23 protein-coding genes and 1 pseudogene are annotated in these 20,515 nt (G+C 38.0%); 5 read left to right on the forward strand and 19 right to left on the reverse strand.

Annotated elements, in window-relative coordinates; genetic code table 11:
- Positions 1-268: 268 nt before the first annotated feature.
- On the forward strand, positions 269-760 hold the full coding sequence (locus CMT41_RS17710) for a redoxin domain-containing protein (RefSeq protein ID WP_058028013.1): 492 nt from the start codon (positions 269-271) through the stop codon (positions 758-760).
- A 174-nt stretch (positions 761-934) separates the two neighbouring features.
- Here CMT41_RS17710 and CMT41_RS17715 read toward each other — a convergent pair whose 3' ends face one another.
- The 10 genes from CMT41_RS17715 to CMT41_RS17770 all read right to left on the reverse strand — a co-directional run bounded on the left by CMT41_RS17715 (position 935) and on the right by CMT41_RS17770 (position 7,262).
- Positions 935-1,267, reverse strand: coding sequence for a YggL family protein (locus tag CMT41_RS17715; RefSeq protein ID WP_058028014.1), 333 nt, complete (start codon positions 1,265-1,267; stop codon positions 935-937).
- A gap of 127 nt (positions 1,268-1,394) precedes the next feature.
- On the reverse strand, positions 1,395-1,883 hold the full coding sequence (locus tag CMT41_RS17720; protein WP_058028015.1) for a GNAT family N-acetyltransferase: 489 nt from the start codon (positions 1,881-1,883) through the stop codon (positions 1,395-1,397).
- Between the two features lie 117 nt (positions 1,884-2,000).
- On the reverse strand, positions 2,001-2,297 hold the full coding sequence (locus CMT41_RS17725; RefSeq protein WP_057183299.1) for a HigA family addiction module antitoxin: 297 nt from the start codon (positions 2,295-2,297) through the stop codon (positions 2,001-2,003).
- 284 nt (positions 2,298-2,581) lie between these two features.
- The gene (locus tag CMT41_RS17730) at positions 2,582-2,830 is read right to left on the reverse strand and encodes a hypothetical protein (RefSeq protein WP_058028016.1); all 249 of its coding nucleotides are present in this window, start codon (positions 2,828-2,830) and stop codon (positions 2,582-2,584) included.
- A 133-nt stretch (positions 2,831-2,963) separates the two neighbouring features.
- Positions 2,964-3,515: a GNAT family N-acetyltransferase gene (locus CMT41_RS17735; RefSeq protein ID WP_058028017.1), complete on the reverse strand. Its 552-nt coding sequence runs from the start codon at positions 3,513-3,515 to the stop codon at positions 2,964-2,966.
- A 103-nt stretch (positions 3,516-3,618) separates the two neighbouring features.
- Positions 3,619-3,987, reverse strand: coding sequence for a DUF3703 domain-containing protein (locus CMT41_RS17740; RefSeq protein ID WP_058028018.1), 369 nt, complete (start codon positions 3,985-3,987; stop codon positions 3,619-3,621).
- Positions 3,988-5,122: 1,135 nt separating this feature from the next.
- On the reverse strand, positions 5,123-5,635 hold the full coding sequence (locus CMT41_RS17755) for a thioredoxin family protein (RefSeq protein WP_057183312.1): 513 nt from the start codon (positions 5,633-5,635) through the stop codon (positions 5,123-5,125).
- A 95-nt stretch (positions 5,636-5,730) separates the two neighbouring features.
- Positions 5,731-6,174, reverse strand: coding sequence for a hypothetical protein (locus tag CMT41_RS17760; protein WP_057183313.1), 444 nt, complete (start codon positions 6,172-6,174; stop codon positions 5,731-5,733).
- A gap of 110 nt (positions 6,175-6,284) precedes the next feature.
- Entirely contained in the window at positions 6,285-6,752 is a 468-nt protein-coding gene (locus tag CMT41_RS17765) for a hypothetical protein (RefSeq protein ID WP_058028019.1), read from the reverse strand.
- A 129-nt stretch (positions 6,753-6,881) separates the two neighbouring features.
- Entirely contained in the window at positions 6,882-7,262 is a 381-nt protein-coding gene (locus CMT41_RS17770; protein WP_057183317.1) for an energy transducer TonB, read from the reverse strand.
- A gap of 168 nt (positions 7,263-7,430) precedes the next feature.
- On the opposite strand from CMT41_RS17770, the gene CMT41_RS17775 reads away from it, so the two are divergent.
- Positions 7,431-7,703: a type II toxin-antitoxin system Phd/YefM family antitoxin gene (locus CMT41_RS17775; protein WP_058028020.1), complete on the forward strand. Its 273-nt coding sequence runs from the start codon at positions 7,431-7,433 to the stop codon at positions 7,701-7,703.
- The gene (locus CMT41_RS17780; RefSeq protein ID WP_057183321.1) at positions 7,684-7,953 is read left to right on the forward strand and encodes a Txe/YoeB family addiction module toxin; all 270 of its coding nucleotides are present in this window, start codon (positions 7,684-7,686) and stop codon (positions 7,951-7,953) included. Before CMT41_RS17775 ends, CMT41_RS17780 begins: the two co-directional genes overlap by 20 nt.
- Before the next feature lie 97 nt (positions 7,954-8,050).
- On the opposite strand, the gene CMT41_RS17785 is transcribed toward CMT41_RS17780, so the two are convergent.
- Both CMT41_RS17785 and CMT41_RS17790 read right to left on the reverse strand, forming a co-directional pair.
- Positions 8,051-9,424: a DUF4932 domain-containing protein gene (locus tag CMT41_RS17785; protein ID WP_231733107.1), complete on the reverse strand. Its 1,374-nt coding sequence runs from the start codon at positions 9,422-9,424 to the stop codon at positions 8,051-8,053.
- A 223-nt stretch (positions 9,425-9,647) separates the two neighbouring features.
- On the reverse strand, positions 9,648-10,622 hold the full coding sequence (locus tag CMT41_RS17790) for a transposase (protein WP_058028021.1): 975 nt from the start codon (positions 10,620-10,622) through the stop codon (positions 9,648-9,650).
- Between the two features lie 59 nt (positions 10,623-10,681).
- Here CMT41_RS17790 and CMT41_RS19950 point away from each other — a divergent pair.
- Positions 10,682-11,005, forward strand: a pseudogene (locus CMT41_RS19950) (transposase); the annotation flags it as partial.
- Positions 11,006-11,291: 286 nt separating this feature from the next.
- On the opposite strand, the gene CMT41_RS17795 reads toward CMT41_RS19950, so the two are convergent.
- Complete coding sequence (locus CMT41_RS17795; RefSeq protein WP_057183329.1) at positions 11,292-11,573, reverse strand: hypothetical protein; 282 nt, start codon at positions 11,571-11,573, stop codon at positions 11,292-11,294.
- A gap of 333 nt (positions 11,574-11,906) precedes the next feature.
- Between CMT41_RS17795 and CMT41_RS17800 the strand changes: the two genes are divergently transcribed.
- Positions 11,907-12,479 carry a tyrosine-type recombinase/integrase gene (locus CMT41_RS17800; RefSeq protein ID WP_442855086.1) on the forward strand — a complete coding sequence of 191 codons (573 nt, stop codon included), beginning with the start codon at positions 11,907-11,909 and terminating at the stop codon, positions 12,477-12,479.
- Positions 12,480-12,521: 42 nt separating this feature from the next.
- On the opposite strand, the gene CMT41_RS17805 is transcribed toward CMT41_RS17800, so the two are convergent.
- The 6 genes from CMT41_RS17805 to glmU all read right to left on the reverse strand — a co-directional run bounded on the left by CMT41_RS17805 (position 12,522) and on the right by glmU (position 20,414).
- Positions 12,522-12,860: a serine hydrolase gene (locus CMT41_RS17805; protein ID WP_083494326.1), complete on the reverse strand. Its 339-nt coding sequence runs from the start codon at positions 12,858-12,860 to the stop codon at positions 12,522-12,524.
- A gap of 9 nt (positions 12,861-12,869) precedes the next feature.
- Positions 12,870-13,730 carry a DUF417 family protein gene (locus CMT41_RS17810; RefSeq protein ID WP_058028024.1) on the reverse strand — a complete coding sequence of 287 codons (861 nt, stop codon included), beginning with the start codon at positions 13,728-13,730 and terminating at the stop codon, positions 12,870-12,872.
- Between the two features lie 145 nt (positions 13,731-13,875).
- Positions 13,876-15,732, reverse strand: coding sequence for a gamma-glutamyltransferase (gene ggt, locus CMT41_RS17815; protein ID WP_058028025.1), 1,857 nt, complete (start codon positions 15,730-15,732; stop codon positions 13,876-13,878).
- Positions 15,733-16,121: 389 nt separating this feature from the next.
- Positions 16,122-17,954 (reverse strand): glutamine--fructose-6-phosphate transaminase (isomerizing), encoded by a 1,833-nt coding sequence (glmS, locus tag CMT41_RS17820; protein ID WP_058028026.1) that lies wholly within the window; start codon positions 17,952-17,954, stop codon positions 16,122-16,124.
- A 94-nt stretch (positions 17,955-18,048) separates the two neighbouring features.
- The gene (locus tag CMT41_RS17825) at positions 18,049-18,813 is read right to left on the reverse strand and encodes a DeoR/GlpR family DNA-binding transcription regulator (RefSeq protein ID WP_057183339.1); all 765 of its coding nucleotides are present in this window, start codon (positions 18,811-18,813) and stop codon (positions 18,049-18,051) included.
- A 212-nt stretch (positions 18,814-19,025) separates the two neighbouring features.
- Positions 19,026-20,414, reverse strand: coding sequence for a bifunctional UDP-N-acetylglucosamine diphosphorylase/glucosamine-1-phosphate N-acetyltransferase GlmU (glmU, locus tag CMT41_RS17830; protein ID WP_058028027.1), 1,389 nt, complete (start codon positions 20,412-20,414; stop codon positions 19,026-19,028).
- Between the last annotated feature and the right edge of the window lie 101 nt (positions 20,415-20,515).

Here is a 20,515-nt window from a genome sequence, read left to right on the forward strand (position 1 = left end):
AGTACAATTATTGTTGCCATCTTCAGTTTAATAAAGCTTGACCGTAAGGAGAAAAATGAAAGGGCCAGGCATTTAGCCGCTGACGTTTGCTGGTAGGCAATAGTGCCTTTAAACTACTCACAGATTACAAATTGTCATATTCCTTATTATTTCATTTGTTTAAGATAGCTTACTAAGCATCGTACTAGGAGTTTAGTCCATATCGGCATTACTTAGCTAAGCTATTCTACGCAAATGACTATTAGAAGGTTCAATAGGAACGGAAAAAATGAAGTATTGGTTAAAACAAATCGCTATTTTTGGTGTGATTTTTCTTATGATGAGCTTTGCCGTAGATACATGGCGAACTAAGGATATGGATCGACAAGCGCTGCCCGAATTACAAGGGCTGACGATTCATAACGCAGCAATTGATTTAAAGGCGTTAAGCTTTGAACAGCCCATATTAGTGTACTTTTGGGGTACCTGGTGTCCGGTTTGTTCCGTAGTGAGTTCTTCGGTCGATACTATTTCGCGGCATTACCCTGTTTACAGCATTGCCATGCAATCTGGTGATAATGAGACACTAAAAACGTATATGAGCACTGAAGATTATCAATTTAAGGTCATCAACGACAATGATAATCGTATAGCGAGATCACTGGGTGTGCAAGTAACACCTTTAGTGATGGTGATTGACCAAGGTGAATTAGTTAATTACACCACAGGTTATGTCAGTTTATTTGGTTTATGGTGGCGCATTGCTTGGGCTAGTTGGTAAGTAATACCTGACAGAAAATTATCGAATATATAGTGTAATAGATATCACCAACATGGCTAAAGTAACCTTAACCATGCCACTTCAGCAACGCCCCAATAAGGGGCTAATAATAGTTGGCTAAAATGTGAAGCGATGCTGAAGCGAGCAAACGGTTAGCAGTCCATTTTAATTGGCTTATGTGCCATAGTTAGCATCGACAAGTTTACCCATATTAAACTCTGCAACGATATTTTGGCCTTTCAACCAATTAGAGATGCTTGATATGTCCGATTCAGTGACTGAACCATAGCGTTCCTGAGAAGAAATAAAGCCTGCAAAGGAAGTCAGATCTCCGCCCCCGCCAACACACAAGTTTAGAGTGTCAACATAAACAAAAAAGTCATCCATTATGGTTGCTAATTCAGACTCATCCTTACAAGTTAAATTACAATCTAATTCAACCCCCATTACAGCAAATTCATCTAAATAAAGTTTTTTTCTTAATCTACGGGATTTTCGAGAGTGCATAATTTTTCCTTGACCTAACGCCACAATATGCGGCTAAGTAACAGTTGGCTAAAATAAGTGATACACGAACAAAAAGCCAACTGTTTTTTGTCCTTGTTGAATTGCTTATAGCAGTATATTCACTGCATTACGCTATTTCTTGTTTATAAAGCTTTAATCCTCTCGCTTTATAATTAGATAATGCTGAATCGTGATCTAATGAACAAGTATGTACCCATACTCTCTTAGTTTTAGTGATTTTCCACGCATTCGAAATTGCTTGTGATAATAAATAACCGCCAAAACCCTTACCAATAAAATTTGGAGCTAAGCCAAAATAAGCTATTTCTGTATCTCCTGATTCGTTAGTATTTAATTCAAAATAACCAGCGATAGTCCCTTCATAATATGCAACCCAAGTACGTAAATCTGGGTTTTCTACATACGCTTCCCATTCTGCCTCCGGGAGTGATAATTTATCTACCCACGCCCATTGCTCTCCGATAAGCTGATAAAGAAATTTATTGAACCTAAATTCGTTAATTTTCGCTTCTACAATGGCAAGCCCACGTGGGTTTGTTTTTTCAATCAACTCTTCAGGAGTATTCATTTCTAAATAATAAGTTCTAACTTTCATATAGCTCCATACTACCGACACTGCTAACGCCGTTTTAAGCGGCCGATTGCTGTTAACTATAATCGCGAAGCGATGGCTAACTGTTATTTTTCCGTTGAAGCAACTTGTAAAGCCGCATTATGCTACTTGAAAATTATATGGTGAAACATGTAGTGATTTTTGCTCTAGTCTTGTTTGCCATAAATCATGTGCATTCTGTAAACGAAGCCAATGTTCTGCTGATGGTTTACCAAAAGCCAACTCAAGACGTACAGCCATTTCAGGTGTGACAGCGCCTTTAGCATTTAAAATTTTAGATAAAGTTTTACGGCTTACATCAAGATGTTTTGCAACATCGGTGATCGTTAATTCTAAAGAGTCGATCACTAACTCTTTTAATATTTCTCCCGGATGAGCAGGATTAAACATAGCCATTAGTGGTAATCCTCATCATTTATTATCTCAACATCACGTCCAGTAAACCTATATTTCATACGCCAACTTCCGCTTGATCTAAGATTAGCGAGGATAAGGCGTAGCTTATTTTCGTGCTTTTTTGTATCCCCGCAGTGCGGCCTGAAGCATAAAACTTTCGAAAAACCTTATGAATTAAGTTTTAAATCATAGATCAAGTGTAACCCTAAAGGTGTCGAATTAACAGCGGGACTTTGATATACCAACGCCCCAATAACGGGCAAATAATGCTTGGCTTGTTATATTTACTTATCACCTAAAGCTTCATTAATTTTGTTAACTAAATCCCTAGCTTGAGCCTCATCAAGAGATATAGGGAAAGATGAAGCAGACAAAAAACCTTTACTCACTATGTTAAGACCAACGCCAGTAGCGCCATCTTCTAGGCAAAGCTTATGAACATTCATTTTAGTTTTAACAAAAGACTTCTGTAATGCTTCAACTTGGCCTAAATCGCCAACCTCTTCACCTTTAAATAAATTGAAAAATGCCATGACTACCTTGGTAAATATAACGCCATTTTAAGCGATAATTAACAGTGGGCTAAAATGAGTGAGGGACGAACAACAGCCCACTGTTAATTGTCCGTCTTGAAAATTCTTATGAGTATGTGCTAGTGGTGCTGCCTCATATTTTTATGACTTTAGGTCTAAATAAGAAACCAAGAATACTACCAAAGAGATTTTTATACATTGCTTCTATCTCTTCTTTACCAATGTTTCCGCCAAATATTAGCATCTCAAGCCGCTCTCCAGGTTCTTCCACTATATAACCTGAAGAAATGAACCCGTTTTTCTCATAAAAAGCTTTACGCTTGACCCGCTGTTTGTAGTTTTTTGTTTGCTGATTAAGTTCTTCAATATTTAGTACAATTCTTTTTCCGGAGTGAGTCCCCTTCAACGAAGCCATTACCTTACTGCCGTACCCAGCTGAGCGATAAGATTCCGCTATAGCTAAAAATTGTACAAATATAATATCGGTATACTCAGTGATATAAATGAGGCCAATCCAAGTATCATGCGCATAAATAATGTTAAAACCTACCTTACCTTTTCTTAGTGTATATCGAAGCAACCATGTAGGTATATGCCGAGCTTCTGGAAAAGCTTTTTTATAAAGATCGATCACATCAAAATAATTTTCGTCAGACTTAGATAGTGGTCGGAGATTAATATTCATACGAAGTACTCATAATGCCGCATTAAGCGGACTAGAATTGTTGGGTATAATTCGTAGCGACTCCAAACTTAACCAACTGTTTTAATTGCGTTAAAATTACTTTCTATACACCAGACTTCGCATTTTCTATATAGTTTGCATGTATTTCTTTAATAGGCATGACTTTAAATGGGCTCACATCTGCTCCACCTGTATTGCCACTTGGAACTAAGCCGATAGCTGTTTTTGTTGCAGCTCCGATCACCCTAAAGGTTTGACCAAGTAATTCATGAATATCTCGCTGCCGCAATGCCCAATAAAACATAATGCAATGTACTTTTACGTGAAAGTATGTCGACTCTTGGCCTAATACATGAGCATTTTCTAGGTATTTAAATGCCTGAGAGTAGTCTCCAACGACATAAGAAGTACGTGCGAGCTGTAATTCAGCCTCTACGTACGGCTTAATATTGGTTGTAAAATTACCGAGCATGGGAAACTACCTCTAGCTAGACATAATGACTCCCACGAGGTGCTAGCCTCCAGATTCGTGGGTTAGTAAAACCAGAGCCATAATATATGTGTTAAACAATATAAACTGGAGGCTAACAGGTATCAACATAACATACTTTTCATTGGTCTAGATACCCATAAAGTATCTACCAAAGTGGCACACATAGCAGACCAACGTGGTGCCAGAGCCTAAAGACGAAGCAAGACGTGACTTATCAAGAGCGGTGTTAACAGGCAATAAAATAGTTGGTTAAAATTAGCGACACAGGAGCAAAAACCAACGGTTAGTTATCCACCTCAGGGCGTGTTGTTAGTTTTTCATAACACCAGCACGCCTTTTAGCATAATAAATTGCTAGACCACAAATGATTATAAAAAGACTGTAGAAACCTACTTGAAACTCCCACGGTACTTGTGGCAATGAACCATAAAGCCGAAGACTATCATTAACGATAAATATACTAATACCTGAAATTACAGCGGTAACTTTAAAATAAAATAGATTTCCAGTCTTAATTGTAACTATAGATATAACCAATATTAACAGAGTAATAATTGATGCTAGAGCTGACATTGCACCGGGCACTATACTTGGCGCAAGAACTATTACCTCGATTAGAATACACATCCACCCTAAAACTTTTAAATACACCATTCCTCCTTGAAAAACTAACGCCCGGTTAACAGATAATAAAATAGTTGGTTAAAATATGAAGCGAAACGTAGCCAACTGTAAATGTTAGCTTTTTTTAGATTTAAGTCCTAAAAAGTGTTTTCTTGAATAAATAGCAACACCGAAGATAATACCTAGAAAAAGATAGAAAACATCACCTCTAATGAAGAAATTCATACTCACAGCAAGAGAGCAGACTACTGCATAAGAGAATTTTTTAGAGTGACTATATTCAACCTTAATAAGGTAACCTTTAGCCTTACCAATTTTCATCAGTATAAAGACCATTACAAAGATTATAAAAAGAAGAATCTGAATATCCATATAGTTGAGCCCTCTATAAAAGCTAACGCCCAAATAATGGGCAAATATCAGTTGGTTAAAATTAGCGACGCAGGATAAAAAACCAACTGTTATTTGTCCTGCCTTAATTGGCTTATTGTTATTTAACTAGTTCAGATAATTGGCTCTTTGTTAATGAACCACTTTTCCTAGCAACTTCATCGCCATTTTTAAATACTATGACAGTAGGTAACCCTCTTACTGCGTATAACTTACTAAGTGTTGAATTTAATGATACGTCGACTTTAACAACAGCTATCTTTCCTTCATATTCTTTTGCCATGCTATTTATAGTTTTATTCATCAATAAGCACGGACCACACCACTCAGCCCAAAAATCGACTAAGACAGTGCCTTGCTCAGCAACAATTTGACTAAGCTCGCTATCGGAAGAAATATTAATTGGATCACCCATACCTAAGTCTTTTTTATTCAGTCTTTTATATATCGCGGATAAAGGCCATTTAGCAAGAGCTATTAAATTCGTAATCATCAAAGCAACAAACAGTAATATCCAACCTATTATTTTTAATGGAAATAAATAGCTTGGTGAATTCTCAATGAACATCTCAATGTTATTTAATTTTTCTGTAATTTGATTACCAAGGTTCAATTAAAACTCCTTATATACACATAATGCCTAAATAACAGGCGAAGCGAAAAGTAGCCAACTTACGTGTCCTTGTTGATTTTCTTGGTTAGGTATACTTAGCCCAACACTTTGATTTGGTTTATTGATTTAACTCTTATATGAGTTTGAAAATAATATTTTTCAGTTCTTTTACCATTAGAAAAAAACCAAATTTTCATTTTTTTAGCTTCACCAGTAACTTCGATATTTTTATTAATAAAGTATTCTTCAGGTGAAGAGCCATATTTTTTGGTAAACGCTGCGATTGTTTTAGGATGAAGTGCAACCGTAATACTTCTTTTATCCCTGTAATCTAATTCAGTGTTTAAATAAACAACTTTTCTCTCTATACCAGAGGCTTTTATTGCAAATTGAAACGTACCTTTTACACCTTTTGGGGCATTTACTTCTGTTTGTTCAATTAATCGCATAACGTCAGTTGATGCTGAATTTGAAGTTACCTCGAGTGTTGTAGTACATGCAGATAAAACTAAAATTGATAATAATAAAAAACACTTCATTGAAATGACATCCTTGTTTGTATACCAACGCTCAAATAACAGGCTAAGTAATGCTTGCTAAAATGTGGAACTGGGTAAGCGTTACGTGTCCCTGTTTATTTTCTTATAGTTTAAAATTGATAGCCGGCCTGAAATATACCACCGACACCTATACCATCTTTTTCATTTCCTGCGACTAGAGTAAAGCCAAAATTAAAGCCGGGATTTCCTATGCCTCTATGAAAGTAATGATATCCTAAGCCGGCACCATACACAGCCTCATGATCTAAATTGTCATACTCACTGCCAACGACGCCAATATATAAACTTGCACCATGTTTCGGGGTCTGGAAGTCAAAGATGTCCGTTTTGACCCAACCAATACCAACACCACAGGTACCACCGTAAATGGAAGAGTAGCTAACACAACCAGCAGATATATATTTCAAATCATTTTTAGATTGAATACCTGCATTAACACCAATACCACTATAAAAGGTGCCAGCACCCATACCAAAGGTAAAGTTATCGTTTGCTAATGTTTGAGGTGATAAGACTAAAGCGAATGAAACTAGAAGTGATTTTGTGATTGTTTTCAAAAGTGATCCCTACTTGATTTAAATATTTAAACATAACGCCCCAATTAAGCGGCAAATTGCAGTTGGCTAAAATAAGCGACGCAGGATAAAAAACCAACTGTTATTTGTCCTGATTAATTTGCTTATATTTTACTTGTGTCCAAATATAAATTCAGTTGTCACATAAACAGGCGCATTTGATGAATTAGCTTTAGAGGGAACATAGTGAATATTGCTTAAGGCACGTAATGCAAATTTATCCCATGCTCCATTGGGGGAAGACTCAACAACTGTTGGATTGAAAATCGCCCCATTAGAGTCAACTAAGTACTTAACTTTAACGAAGCCACTGGTTTTCGGTGGCTTTAATGTACTAGATTTAAAACTAAACTCTTTGGCTTCTTGAACCCAATAGTTTTGTAACTCAGATTGCTCCACGGTTATAGGGGATTTTGTAAGGTACTGCTCAGGAGTTGACTTGCAACCACTCAACACTAAAAGTCCTAGGGATAAAATACTCAAAAGTTTCATATACACTCCTTGTAAAATATAACGCCCTGTTAACAGGCAAAAAATTGTCCACCAAAGTGGTACAAGATCAAAGTGAAACAGCCAACTGTAATTTGTCCGTTTGATTGCCTTATTATATTTTTTGAACTACAATGTACGACAATACCGTACATAAACAGCGAGTTAATTATGGATAGCATAAGCGTAAATCAGTTTAGAGACAACCTAAAAACATATGTTGAACAAACTGTTAGTCAGCACGAGCCTATTAAAGTTACTAGGCGAGCTGGTGACGACTTTATTATAATGAGTGCTGATGATTGGGAAAGAGAGCAAGAGACACTACATGTTTTACAAAGTAGTAATTTAATGAAACAAATTTCTGAATCGATGGCGACACACCAAACAAACACTGGATATAAACCGACACAAGAGCAATTAAATGAGATCACTAGTTTTTGAAGGTAAGACTTGGCTTATTTATGAGCAGTTAAGAGAGAAAGACAAAAAGCTTCATAAAGCATTATGCAAAACTTTAAAAGAAATGTTACTTGCAGATCCTGCAAGTGGTTTAGGTAAACCAGAACCGCTAAAGCATAATTTATCGGAATTATGGTCAAAACGTATTTCCCAGAAAGACAGAGTGGTCTATAAATTTGATGATGACAGTATTTATATCTTCGCAATTGGCGGACATTACGACCAGCATTAAAAATATAACGCTTAAATAAGAGGAAATAGTGATTGGCTCGCTTTTTTACGGCTCTTTGCAAAAAACGAGACGAGCTCTATTTTTCCTTTTAATTTGCTTATGTGCTTTTTGAATTGTTTTTAATCCAATTTATAATTGAGGGATATAGGTCAGCAATTTTTTCTTTAGCTGACTTGTTGTTATACAAGCGGATAAGTTCATTATTAAAAGCTTTAAATTGGGAAAAACCCTTCTTATTTATCATGAAATCTTCAGTATATTTTTTTATAAATAGATACTCTTGCGGAGAATAATTTTCCATTGCGTATAAAGAGACTAATGACCATGTCATATACTCATTAAATATTAAATAAGGTTTGTTGTATCCACCGCCGTTATACCACGGTTTTAAATCCACCAGAGCAGCATTAATATCGTCTATATATTTGTCAGAGGTTGGATTCACGTAAGTATGATCAATTTCAGTAAAGAATGAACGAGTGAACTTTATCGATTGAATTGAAAAAGACTCCCTCTCATTTTCATAACGGTTAGGGGCAACGATAAACATGATAGATTCATTAAATCCATTATTGGCATACATTCGAGAACTATTTTTACCCGGCCCTAATGGAGAAAAGAAAACCTTATAACTTTGATATCTTGCCGGGAAATGAGACTCTAACCATTGCCAAATGTTTTTTGGTTGAGCACCTAGTTGGAACACGTTACTCAACTTTAAGTAATACTCATGATGTTGTTGGTAAAACTTTTTGAAATTACTCTTTTTTGCAAAATCTTCTAACAAGGTAATATTGTCTTTAATAACATCAACGGCTCGAAAGCTTTTATATACCGATGATTTTTCTATTTTATCGCCGTTAAAAACATACGCAGGACCATTTTCAACAAATGAATAATAATCAACGTTAACGAGTTTTTTAAAAATCTCATGATCTTTAAAAGGTGAAAACCACTTTAAAACATCTGAGTAGTATTCTCCTTTCGAATACATCTTATAATTAGCGTGATAAAACTTGTCAAATAGAGCTAATATAATGTTGTTAAGTTCGTAAACTTCGGGCGTTTCAACACTAACTTTTCCAATATGCTCTTGAATATACTCTTTATTATAACGAACCGGATTAAGCTGTATATTGAAGGTAATTGTTTTTACTTTTTGATTAAATTCTAAATGTACTTGTTCAATTTCGTTATCATGACCCGAAATAAATAAACTTTTGCCATTGTATTTAATTTCAGCTTTTGGGCTACTTCCCCAATAGGTTAAATTAACCGTTTTGTTTTCAGGTAGTGAATTAAAATCTAAACGTTGACTAAAAAAAACATCTGTAACCAAGGTAAAATCAGCACTTTGCAATGATATGTAATAATCACTAGCTTGAACTCTACCACTAGAGCAAATTATTAAAATAAAAAATATATACTTCAACTTTAATTTATCCTTTAAACATAAAATCTGGTAAAACATCAGACATCCCTTTAAAATAATCACCATAGGTTATCACAAGTCATTAAATTTTCATCATTAACATCACCTGTTATTGAGGGATTTCACGTAAAAAAAATGAATTGTTGGCTGTAGAGGATGAAATCAGCTGCTCGGTAAATTTCAGTCATGCTTAAGCCTTAAGTCTCAAAAATCTGCTTAATTGGTTATGACTTTTTGTTATGAGTTTGGTTATGAAGTGATGCTAAGCGAATAGCTTTTGGCAAACAGAGACTGCCGCACGTTTTTTAAGGTGTTGATGCTGACAAAACTCAGTTAACGCTTTAGGATTACCCACCGCGCCATGAAATAATGTTCTAAATTGTGTGGTCAATACTAACCAGTTTTCAGTACTGATGTTTAATCGAGTGAGTATATTGGGCAGGTTATTGTCAATGTAGCCGCATTTGTCTTCCCTAATACAACGACCTGTTAAATCAACTAATTCAATATACTCTGTTAGCTCAAACGCTAAACCTTTAGGCGCGTTTTGTCTTGGATTGCCAATAAAAGGGAAAAGTACTTTCGGTTGCTTTGCTTTTTTTGCTGAATGAATGCGTTGTTGAATACTGGTGTGGTTTGAGGTTTCGGGGGTTGTAGCTATGTTGGCTCTTATCGGGTTTAAATCAACATACGCCATACAGGCGATAACAGCAGCTTCATCTAATAAGGCTTGGGATTTAAAGCGACCTTCCCAGAACCTGCCTGTGCATCCATCTTCTTTGTTGGCTTGTACGGCAATGCTTTCATTTAGAATGCGCATAAACCAGCTGATATCGGTTAACCTTGCTCGATACACCTCTGCGGTTTCTTCCAGTACTTGTTGCAGAGGTTTAATCAGTTTTTCGCCGCGTAAATATTGTTGCGTGATTAATGTGCCTTTAAATAATTGATGCCAACGAGTAACAACTTCATGCATTGACCATGCTTTGGCTTGCTCAACATCAACATGTAAAACAAGATGAGTATGATTACTCATTACTGCGTAAGCACATACATCAATAGCAAAGGTTTGGCTTAACGCTAATAGTTTATCCTTGACCCAACCGCGCCTGTGTTCAAAGCTTTGCCCGGTTAACTTATCTTCGCCACATAGAAAAGCACGACGAACACAACGAGAGATACAGTGATAATAACAGGTATCAATTAAACTGACTTGCTGTTTTCTTGGGGTTGCCATAGTAACCTCAACTGGTTTTTTTGCTGATTAAATAAGCATAGTTGAGGTTTTTGTTTAGTTCCATTGAAAGGGGTGTCTGCTATATTTTATACCAAGAAAGTAACACCAAGGAGTTTACAACCATAACGGAGCCAGCGACGGAATTTTTATGGCGAGTGCTGCAACATGTTTTGCCCAAAGGATTCAGGCGAGCGCGTAATTATGGTTTTTTACACGGCAATGCTAAACAAACATTACATTGGTTACAGTTAATGCTAAAAGTTGTACTGCCGCCCATCGTAATATCGGATAAAAAAGGCGTCTGCTGCCCTCACTGTAAGACGATAATGACCTTAGCTCTAATGCGAATAGGGCATCGAATTATTAGTGGCCAGTCGATTTAAAACAAGGAGGTGCTTAAGCAGAGGGAATTGTTGCGTGCTAAATATTAACTAACCGAGGGTTTAAACAACAAGAGAAAATATAGGGTGAGTGACGATATTACCAAACTCAGTTTAGTGATAATGGCTAAGTTTGGCCTGAAGTTTACCCATAACAAAACCACCAAAACACCGCCAACCTCAATTTTATTTATTTACTTATAAAGAGTACTCATCAATATCGGGCTTGTTCAACAACAGGATCAAGTTGCGGCTGCGCGCAACCTATCCTTTATTTATTATACCTAAATTACACTTCAGCTCTTGGTCTAACTTTTGCCTCTATAGCTGTCCCTTTTACTGAGATCTTTAATAAACCATCTGTACCTTTACACCTTTTAGCTAATGGTAATAATTGAGATTTAAAGTCATTATTATGAATTAAGTGCTCCATAGCACTTAATGATATTTCATACTCACCGCAGTTTTCATTTGAGCATAAATAATGGCGTTTCTTCTCATTATCCGTTTTAATGTAATTAGAATCCGAATTACATAGATAACAACTTTCAGAAAATTTAGTATTACTCACGAATTATCCTTTAGGTATAACAGCTTATTATGGATACGGCTCAGTAATGTCCGCTCCATAGCTTTAATTTAATTCATATTAATATCCCATATTTTCAGCACCTTAGACACTTAAAATATTTTATTTCTGTTAGGCCTTGGAGATTACTGAGACCTCTAAGTAATCTCCAATATATAATTAAAGACTATTTTACGTAATATCAATTGGTTAGGTCTTATAACGATTGATTGGGGGGATATTACTAAGGCTTCTCAGTAATATTTAGTTGATAAAATATTTGATATTTAATTAACCTAAAACTATAACTGTATATAAATACAGCTTTAGGGTTTTATTATGTCTACTTCACCTTTTCTTGAGAGTATCCGACACATCCTTCGTACAAAGCATTACAGTATTCAAACAGAAAAAGCGTACTTACTTTGGATAAAACGCTTTATTATTTTTAATCACAAACGGCACCCTAAGGATATGGGGGAACAAGAAGTAAGTAATTACCTCACTTATATCCATAGTAAGGACTTGGCGGAAGGAGAAGGTAAAACGAGTTTGCATTCTGGGTCAACCCGTAAATACCCAATAGCAATTGCGCAGTTTAAATGGCAATATTTATTTCCCTCACCCGTAAGATGGCAACATCCTACGGACGGTTATTTTTGTCGTCGTCACTTACATTGGACTTCATTAAGTAAAGTTTTGAGAGCGGCGGTTATGAAGACGGATATTAGAAAGCATGTCACGGCACATACGTTCCGACACAGTTTCGCGACTCAGTTGCTATTGAATGGCGCTGATATAAGAACTGTCCAAGAGTTGCTTGGCCATAATAACTTAAAGACTACACAAATATATACTCATGTCATTGGTCCGCATTCGTCAGGGAATTTAAGCCCTATTGCTAGGTAACTTAACCATTACCACATAAGAGACAAGCCTTTGTTGGCTGAATTAGTCAGTTACAGTATTAGCGCTCGGTTTATTGTCATTGTCGACTACATCCGCCAATAACTCGGCCATTGTATCTATGGCGAAGTTGATAAACTTTTTGCCACCACTTGATGTCAACATGACGACACCAACACCATGCTCTGGCGAAAACCTATACTCACTACCAAAGCCATCAAGATCTCCACCATGAAAAAGCTCTAGAGCAATCATGCTGGTTATTGCTTTTGAATGTGAGCCAATTTGAAACAGGATTTTTGAATTGATTGCTTGGTTATTTATTCTATCCATTACACCATACGCGGAAGTAAAGACAACTTTTCCGTGTTGAATAATACCGATGGCTAATGCTTACTTGTCACTGGTCCTTCCTTTGGCTAATGTCGCTATTGGCGCTAGCGGTTTTAAGGCTGCATAATAAAAAAACAAACACACCAAAAACCATAAATCTTTAATCAGAAAATGCCCCGTAGTTGACAGTAAGGTTTCACTAGATAAGGCAGCAGAAAAACTTAACAAAAAGCTTTGAGTTACCACAAAAACCATGCCCGACATTAACACCGCCGGATAAATAAGTTTCGGATAATACATCGCCAAAATTAATAATAACACGGCAATTAAGTCATACACGCCAATGATATTTGACGTGGTTTGTATACTGAAAACATCATACAACCAACTCATTAAAGGCGAACTTTTAACCAATGCTGCTATGCCTTGCGCTTCGAGCAAGGTGAACTTCATACCACCAATCCACAATAAAACTAACAGCACAGGAATAATACTAATCCAAGCGGAGAGCAAGGGAGAAAGCGTGCGTTTGATTAACAATATTCCTATCGATAACAAGGCGAAATACTTAATAACACCTTGGCCTGAGCCAATAACGGGAAAGCCACCCATAGACGCTATCCACATGGTGTCACTCAGCAGTGAACCTAAAGGCACTAAGCTTATAGCAATCAAAACGTAGGCTAAAATTGGCCGAAAGTTACTTTGCTTGATCGATAAAAAAGCCAAAATTGCACTAAAAATAAAAGCCAGTGCCGCTAATAGGTTAAAGACTTTAGCCGGGAATAAATCACTAATAAGATAAAAATCAGTGGTTAAGGCAATATGTTTATGAGGACCTAAGAGCAATATACTTAAACCCAATAGCAAGGTGGAAAAGCCAAGTAAGAGTAACGCAGGGGTCATGTGTCGTGGTTTCATCGGGATCCTGAACGGGTTAACATGTTAACTGTTCATAAGACCTGATTAACTGAGCTTTATTTCATTGGTAAAATAAATAATATCGCTAGAATTTGCCCCTTTCATTGTCGAGTAAAAGTGCTTTGTTGAAAGTCACTCTAGCTTGCTAATCTATAATATCTACGGCAATAGCTGCGGCACCGGGTCTGCGTGGATCGGCTGCACCTAAAAATACGCCATTATGTTTCATAATAGTTTGTAAACTACCCAGCGAACTAGAGACTTTTACGGTATAACCCATAGTTTTTAAGTTATCGACGGTATCGGCAGGAATATTTCTTTCCACATATAAAATATCGGGTTGCCATTGATGATGAACCCTTGGTGCGTTGGTCGCCTCAGCAATATTCATTTCGAAATACAAAACATTCACCAATTGTTGAAATACTGCCGTAATAATTTTACTGCCGCCAGGAGTACCTGTGGCAATATAAGGTTTACCATCTTTTAGCACTATTGTTGGCGTCATTGAACTTAATGGCCGTTTTTTTGCTTCAATAGCATTAGCGGTGCCGCCAATTAAACCATAACTATTGGGTCTACCCGGTTTTAACGAAAAATCATCCATGGTGTTATTGAGTAAGATGCCTGTACCTGGAATAATAATGCCACTGCCATAATTATGATTTAAGGTATAAGTACTACTGACCACATTACCCGCAGCATCCATAACAGAAAAATGCGTGGTATCGGGGCTTTCATATTTATTTGGCTGCCCTGCTTTGATATCGCTTGATGGGGTAATTTTATTGCGCTTAATATTTTCACTTAACGCTTGCGCGTATTTTTTACTGGTTAAGCCCTTACTTGGCACTTGCACAAAATCTGGATCACCTAAAAAGGTACTTCTGTCGGCAAAAGCACGCTTAAAGATTTCAGTTTGCAGATGTATCATGGCTGCAGAGCCTTGCTGAATACCGTCTAAGTCTAGAGATTCAAACATATTTAACATTTGAATAAGATGCACGCCACCAGAGCTGGGTGGTGGCATGGTTAAAATTTCATAGCCGTGGAATGTGCCACGAATCGGCGCCACTTCTTTCACGGTATAATCCGCTAAGTCTTTTGCGGTAATAAGGCCATCACCTTGCTCCATTATCGCGACAATTTTTTTAGCGATGTCACCTTGATAAAAACCCGCTTTACCCTGCTTTTGTAAATACACTAAGCTATCAGCCAGATCTTCTTGGATAAAGAGCTCTCCGGCTAAGTAAGGCTTACAATTGGCTTTCAAATAGACTCGACACGTTTCTGCGCTATTCGCTAAAAAATTTTGCTCTTTATAAAAAAATCTCGCCATATCATCATCAACAACAACGCCATTTCGAGCCAGTTTTTCTGCCGGTTTTATTACCTCAGCCCAAGACATTGAGCCATAATTTTCTAGGGCATAATGTAAACCAGCCACTGTACCAGGTACGCCTGAAGCGGATAATGATTTTAGTGATTTGTTCACTATCGGCGTACCATATTTATCAAGAAAAAGATCTTTATAGGCTAAAGCCGGTGCGGTTTCACGATAATCAATGGCGATGGTTTTATTTTGCTCGGCTAAATGAACCAACATAAAACCACCACCGGCTAAGTTACCTGCTCGCGGTAAAACCACGGCTAAGGCGAAACCAACGGCTACCGCAGCATCAATGGCATTACCGCCTTGTCGGAGAATATCAGCACCCACTTCACTGGCGATACGCTTTTGACTAACCACCATGCCTTGTCTACCAATAACAGGATGGTTTACATCATAATAATCAACTAATTGCGATAAATACGGCGGCTTAATTTTTGTAACTTGCTGGCTGGCGACATTGGCATTGGCATTGGCATTGGCAATACTATTAACGCCAATAAAAACCAAACAGCAACAGGTCAATTTTATTGCCGAATATCGTGATTTTGTTAGCCGAACAAATCTGGAGAATATATGCGTCTGGATATGGGTAATGAAATGTTTTTGCATGGTTATTTCTTTATTGCCTATGTTTTTCCACCAAGGAAAAATGGTTGAATGAACGGCCCCGCTAAAGCTAGGCAGTTGCTAATTCAGAAAATTTCGCTTACTCAAACTTAGCAGGTATATGAGTAATCTTTGAGGATTGTAAAACATTTACATCAGATTAAGTATCTCTGCTTGGTAACATTCGCTATTGGGTTAGTATTGCTTCAATTACTCATTTTTATTAAGCGCATAGCCAATAACCGCACTAAGTAAACCTTTTTCAAGCAAAAAAATAGCCGCTACCTATCTTCAGGTAGCGGCTAGTTTATGAAGGTAAGCCGAGTTTTAGGTTAGTGCCTAGTTAAGATCGACCAAGCTATTAACTAATCGGTCACTTCATTTTAACCGGATTATTCTACAGTAACTGATTTTGCCAAGTTACGCGGTTGGTCAACGTCGGTACCTTTGATGATGGCAACGTAGTAAGAAAGTAACTGTAACGGTAAGGTGTAAACTATGGGCGCGATAATGTCATCACACACAGGCACATCAATCACTTTCATGGTGTCGTCACTAGCGAAATTAGCATCGCTATCGGCAAAGACATACATTAATCCGCCTCGAGCACGTACTTCTTCAACGTTTGATTTAAGTTTTTCAATTAAATCATTTTTTGGTGCTACGACAATTACCGGCATTTCAGCATCAATAAGTGCTAATGGACCATGTTTAAGTTCACCCGCGGCATAGGCTTCAGCATGAATATATGAAATTTCTTTCAGCTTCAGCGCGCCTTCCATTGCGATTGGATATTGGTCACCACGACCTAAAAATAGTGCATGGTTTTTATCAGCAAAGTCTTCTGCTAGCTCTTCAATGGTAGAGGCAAGGGCTAATACTTCATCAAGTTTTGCCGGTAATGACATTAATGATTGGCAAATTTCGCCTTGTTTTTCTTTGCTCATACCATTATGTTGGCCTATGGCTACGGTCAGCATTAATAAGCCAACAAGTTGCGTAGTAAAGGCTTTAGTTGACGCTACGCCAATTTCAGCACCTGCTTTAGTCATAAAGGCTATATCAGACTCACGCACTAACGATGAACCTGCCACATTACAAATAACCAAACTTGATTTGTAGCCTATCTCTTTGGCTAAACGCAACGCGGCTAAAGTATCTGCGGTTTCACCCGATTGTGAAATAGTGACCAATAATGAATTTTTTGGTACAAACGATTTTCGGTATCTAAACTCACTGGCAATTTCAATATTACAAGAAATACCAGCCAGCTCTTCTAACCAGTACCTTGCTACCATACCTGAGTGATAACTGGTACCACAGGCAATAATTTGGATATGTTTTACTTGCTTAAAGATCTCGTCAGCACCTTCACCAAAAGCATTGATATCCAAAGCACCCGCAACGATTCGACCTTCTAAGGTGTTACGAATAGCAGTCGGTTGCTCGAAAGTTTCTTTTAACATGAAATGACGGTATTCACCTTTATCACCACTGTCATGTGAGACGTTAACTTCTTTCGCGGCACGCTCTACTGGCTTGCCATCAATATCAAAAATTTTCACCTCAAAACGACTAATTTGCGCCACGTCGCCTTCTTCAAGGTAGGAGAATTTACGGGTTACCGGCAGTAACGCCATGATATCTGAGGCAATAAAGTTTTCACCTAAACCATAACCTATCACTAATGGGCTACCAGAACGCGCCACAATAAGATTGTCTTTATCGCGACTATCCATCACCACAGTACCGTAAGCACCTTCAAGCTGCTTAACGGTTTTTTGTACGGCTGCAAGTAAGTTATCGCTGGTTTTTAGTTCATGATGAACCAAATGGGTAATCACTTCGGTATCGGTTTGCGATAAGAATTCGTAACCCAAGCCTTGTAGTTGTGTACGTAAGGCTTGGTGGTTTTCGATAATGCCATTATGTACTACCGCAATAGTATTACTTGATATATGCGGGTGAGCATTCACTTCGCTTGGTGCACCATGAGTAGCCCAGCGTGTATGAGCAATACCAGTGCCACCAGATAAAGGTTGTTGCTCTAACGCTTGCACCAACTCTTGAACTTTACCTAAACGTTTTGTGGTAAATAGTTCGTTATTGTTATTGATCACTGCGACACCGGCAGAATCGTAACCGCGATATTCTAATCGCTTTAAACCTTCTACTAAAATATCTGTTACATCGCGTTGGGCTACTGCGCCGACTATGCCACACATAATGTTGATTCCTTTATTTTTACGTTATTTATTGTCTATGATTTATACACATCATTGCTTTAATCTGGGCTTAACAAAGCTTCTCTGAACTCAGTTAAGCTTTGGCGATAATTAGCTTTACGCCTTGTTCACTTAGCGCGGTTTGCATTTCATCTGAGAGACCATCATCGGTGATCAGGGTATGAATTTGTTGCCAAGTGAGCTCTAAATTAGGGATTTTCTTACTTATTTTGGCCGACTCAACCATGACAATGACTTCACGGGAGACTTCTGCCATAACCCGGCTTAAGCCAATTAATTCATTAAACGTGGTGGTACCACGGTTAATATCAATACCATCGGCACCAATAAATAACTGGTCAAAATCGTAAGAGCGTAATACTTGCTCGGCAACTTGCCCTTGAAACGCCTCTGAATTGGCATCCCAAGTACCACCGGTCATCAATAATGTCGGTTCGTTTTCTAATGCGTGAATTTCGTTAGCTATGCTAAGAGCATTGGTCATCACCACTAAGCCTTTTTTATTGGCTAATTCACTCACTAAAGCCGAAGTGGTTTGGCCGCTATCAATAATAATGCGGTTATGATCACGAATAAGCGTTGCTGCTGTTTTGGCAATCAGTAATTTTTGTTGCGACAGTTGCTCGGTCTTTACTTCGGTAATTTCACTCGGCAAGGCCACCGCACCACCGTAACGCCTTAACAGCAAACCACTGGTTTCAAGGGCGGCTAGATCTTTTCTGATGGTTACTTCTGAAGTATCAAATTGCTTGGCTAAGCTGTCTACGCTCACTTCACCCTGAGCATTTAAGTCGGCAATAATATTATGACGACGTTGTTGAGTATTTCGTTTAGACATAGGATTTTTGTGTTTAACTGCTATGATTAATTTGTTTCGAAAAGTTTCGAAGTGCGTAACTTAGTTTCGCTATAACGGTTATTATGTTTCATACCGAAAGATAAAGCAATTTTTTCCTTTGATCTTGCCATCACTTACCTTAAAAATTTGTCACAAAAAAAGCGCTAAAAATAGCGCTTTTGTAAAGTATACTTAAATTAAGCTAGTCCACGTTAACTGCTATTTTTTACCGGTCGTTGCCAGCCGGTTACATTGCGCTGTTTAGCTCGACCCAGGGCTAAGTCATTTTCTGCTACATTTTTAGTGATCACAGAACCCGCACCTATGGTCGCTGACTTGCCAATAGTTACTGGTGCTACCAAGGAGCTGTTTGAACCAATAAAAACATTGTCACCAATTTCTGTGATCGACTTATTAACGCCGTCATAGTTACAGGTAATAGTACCAGCACCAATATTTACCTTGCTACCAATTTGGGCATTACCCAAGTAACTTAAATGACCGGCTTTACTGCCAGCACCTAAAGTGGTTTTCTTCATTTCAACAAAGTTGCCAATATGAGAATCTTGTTTCATTACTGAGCCCGGACGAATACGGGCAAAAGGACCAACAGAGCAGTCTGCTTCAATAACAGCGTCTTCAATAATACTGTTGGGCTTAATTTCGACATTATCGGCAATAGTGCTGTTGGTGATAATACAGTTAGCGCCGATAAGTACGTTATCACCTAAAGTGACGTCACCGGCAAAGATACAGTTAATATCAATAGTTACTTCCATGCCTGTGGTTAACTTGCCACGAACATCAATGCGGGCAGGGTCGCGTAAACTGGCACCAGCAAGCATCAACTCTTCGGCTATACGAGCTTGGTAAGCGCGCTCTAACGTGGCTAATTGTACGCGGTTATTCGCGCCTTCCACTTCAATTTCAGTATCAGGGTGGGCGGTGGCAATGGTTTTACCTTCAGCATGGGCAGCAGCAATGATATCCGTTAAATAATACTCGCCTTGGGCATTATCACTGGATAAGTTACTTAACCAACGCTTTAAATCAGCACCGTTGGCAAGTAAAATACCGGTATTGGCTTCATTAATTTTTAACTGCTCGGCGCTGGCATCTTTTTGCTCAATAATACCAACCACTTGCTGTTGGCCGGCTATTTCTTCACGGACAATACGGCCATAACCCATAGGGTTGGCTAAATGTACGGTTAACAGCGCCATGCCATTTTCTGGTTTAGCCGCCAGCAAACGTGCCAAGGTAGATACTTTTGTTAAAGGTACATCCCCGTAAAGCACTAAGACGTTTTCATCATCTGATAAAAAAGGTGAAGCTTGAGCAACCGCATGTCCTGTACCTAGTTGTTCTTTTTGCTCAATAAACCTTAGGTCGTCACCGGTATTGTCTTTAGTGAGTGTCGCTTTTAACACCTCACCACCAAAGCCGTACACTAGGTAGATATTACTGGCGCCTAGTTGACGAGCACTATCGATAACATGAGCCACCATAGGTTTGTCAGCAATATTATGGAGTACTTTTGGTAAAGAAGAGCGCATGCGAGTACCTTTACCCGCAGCAAGAATAACAACAGAAAGTGACATGATAAATCCATTCATTGAGCATTTTTAAGAGCGCGTATTGTAACCAAGTTAGCCCTTACTTTGCTAGAGATTGTTTAGGGTGATCGCTTTACTGTGTTTTG

Source organism: Colwellia sp. MT41, from assembly GCF_001444365.1.
GTDB lineage: Bacteria > Pseudomonadota > Gammaproteobacteria > Enterobacterales > Alteromonadaceae > Colwellia > Colwellia marinimaniae.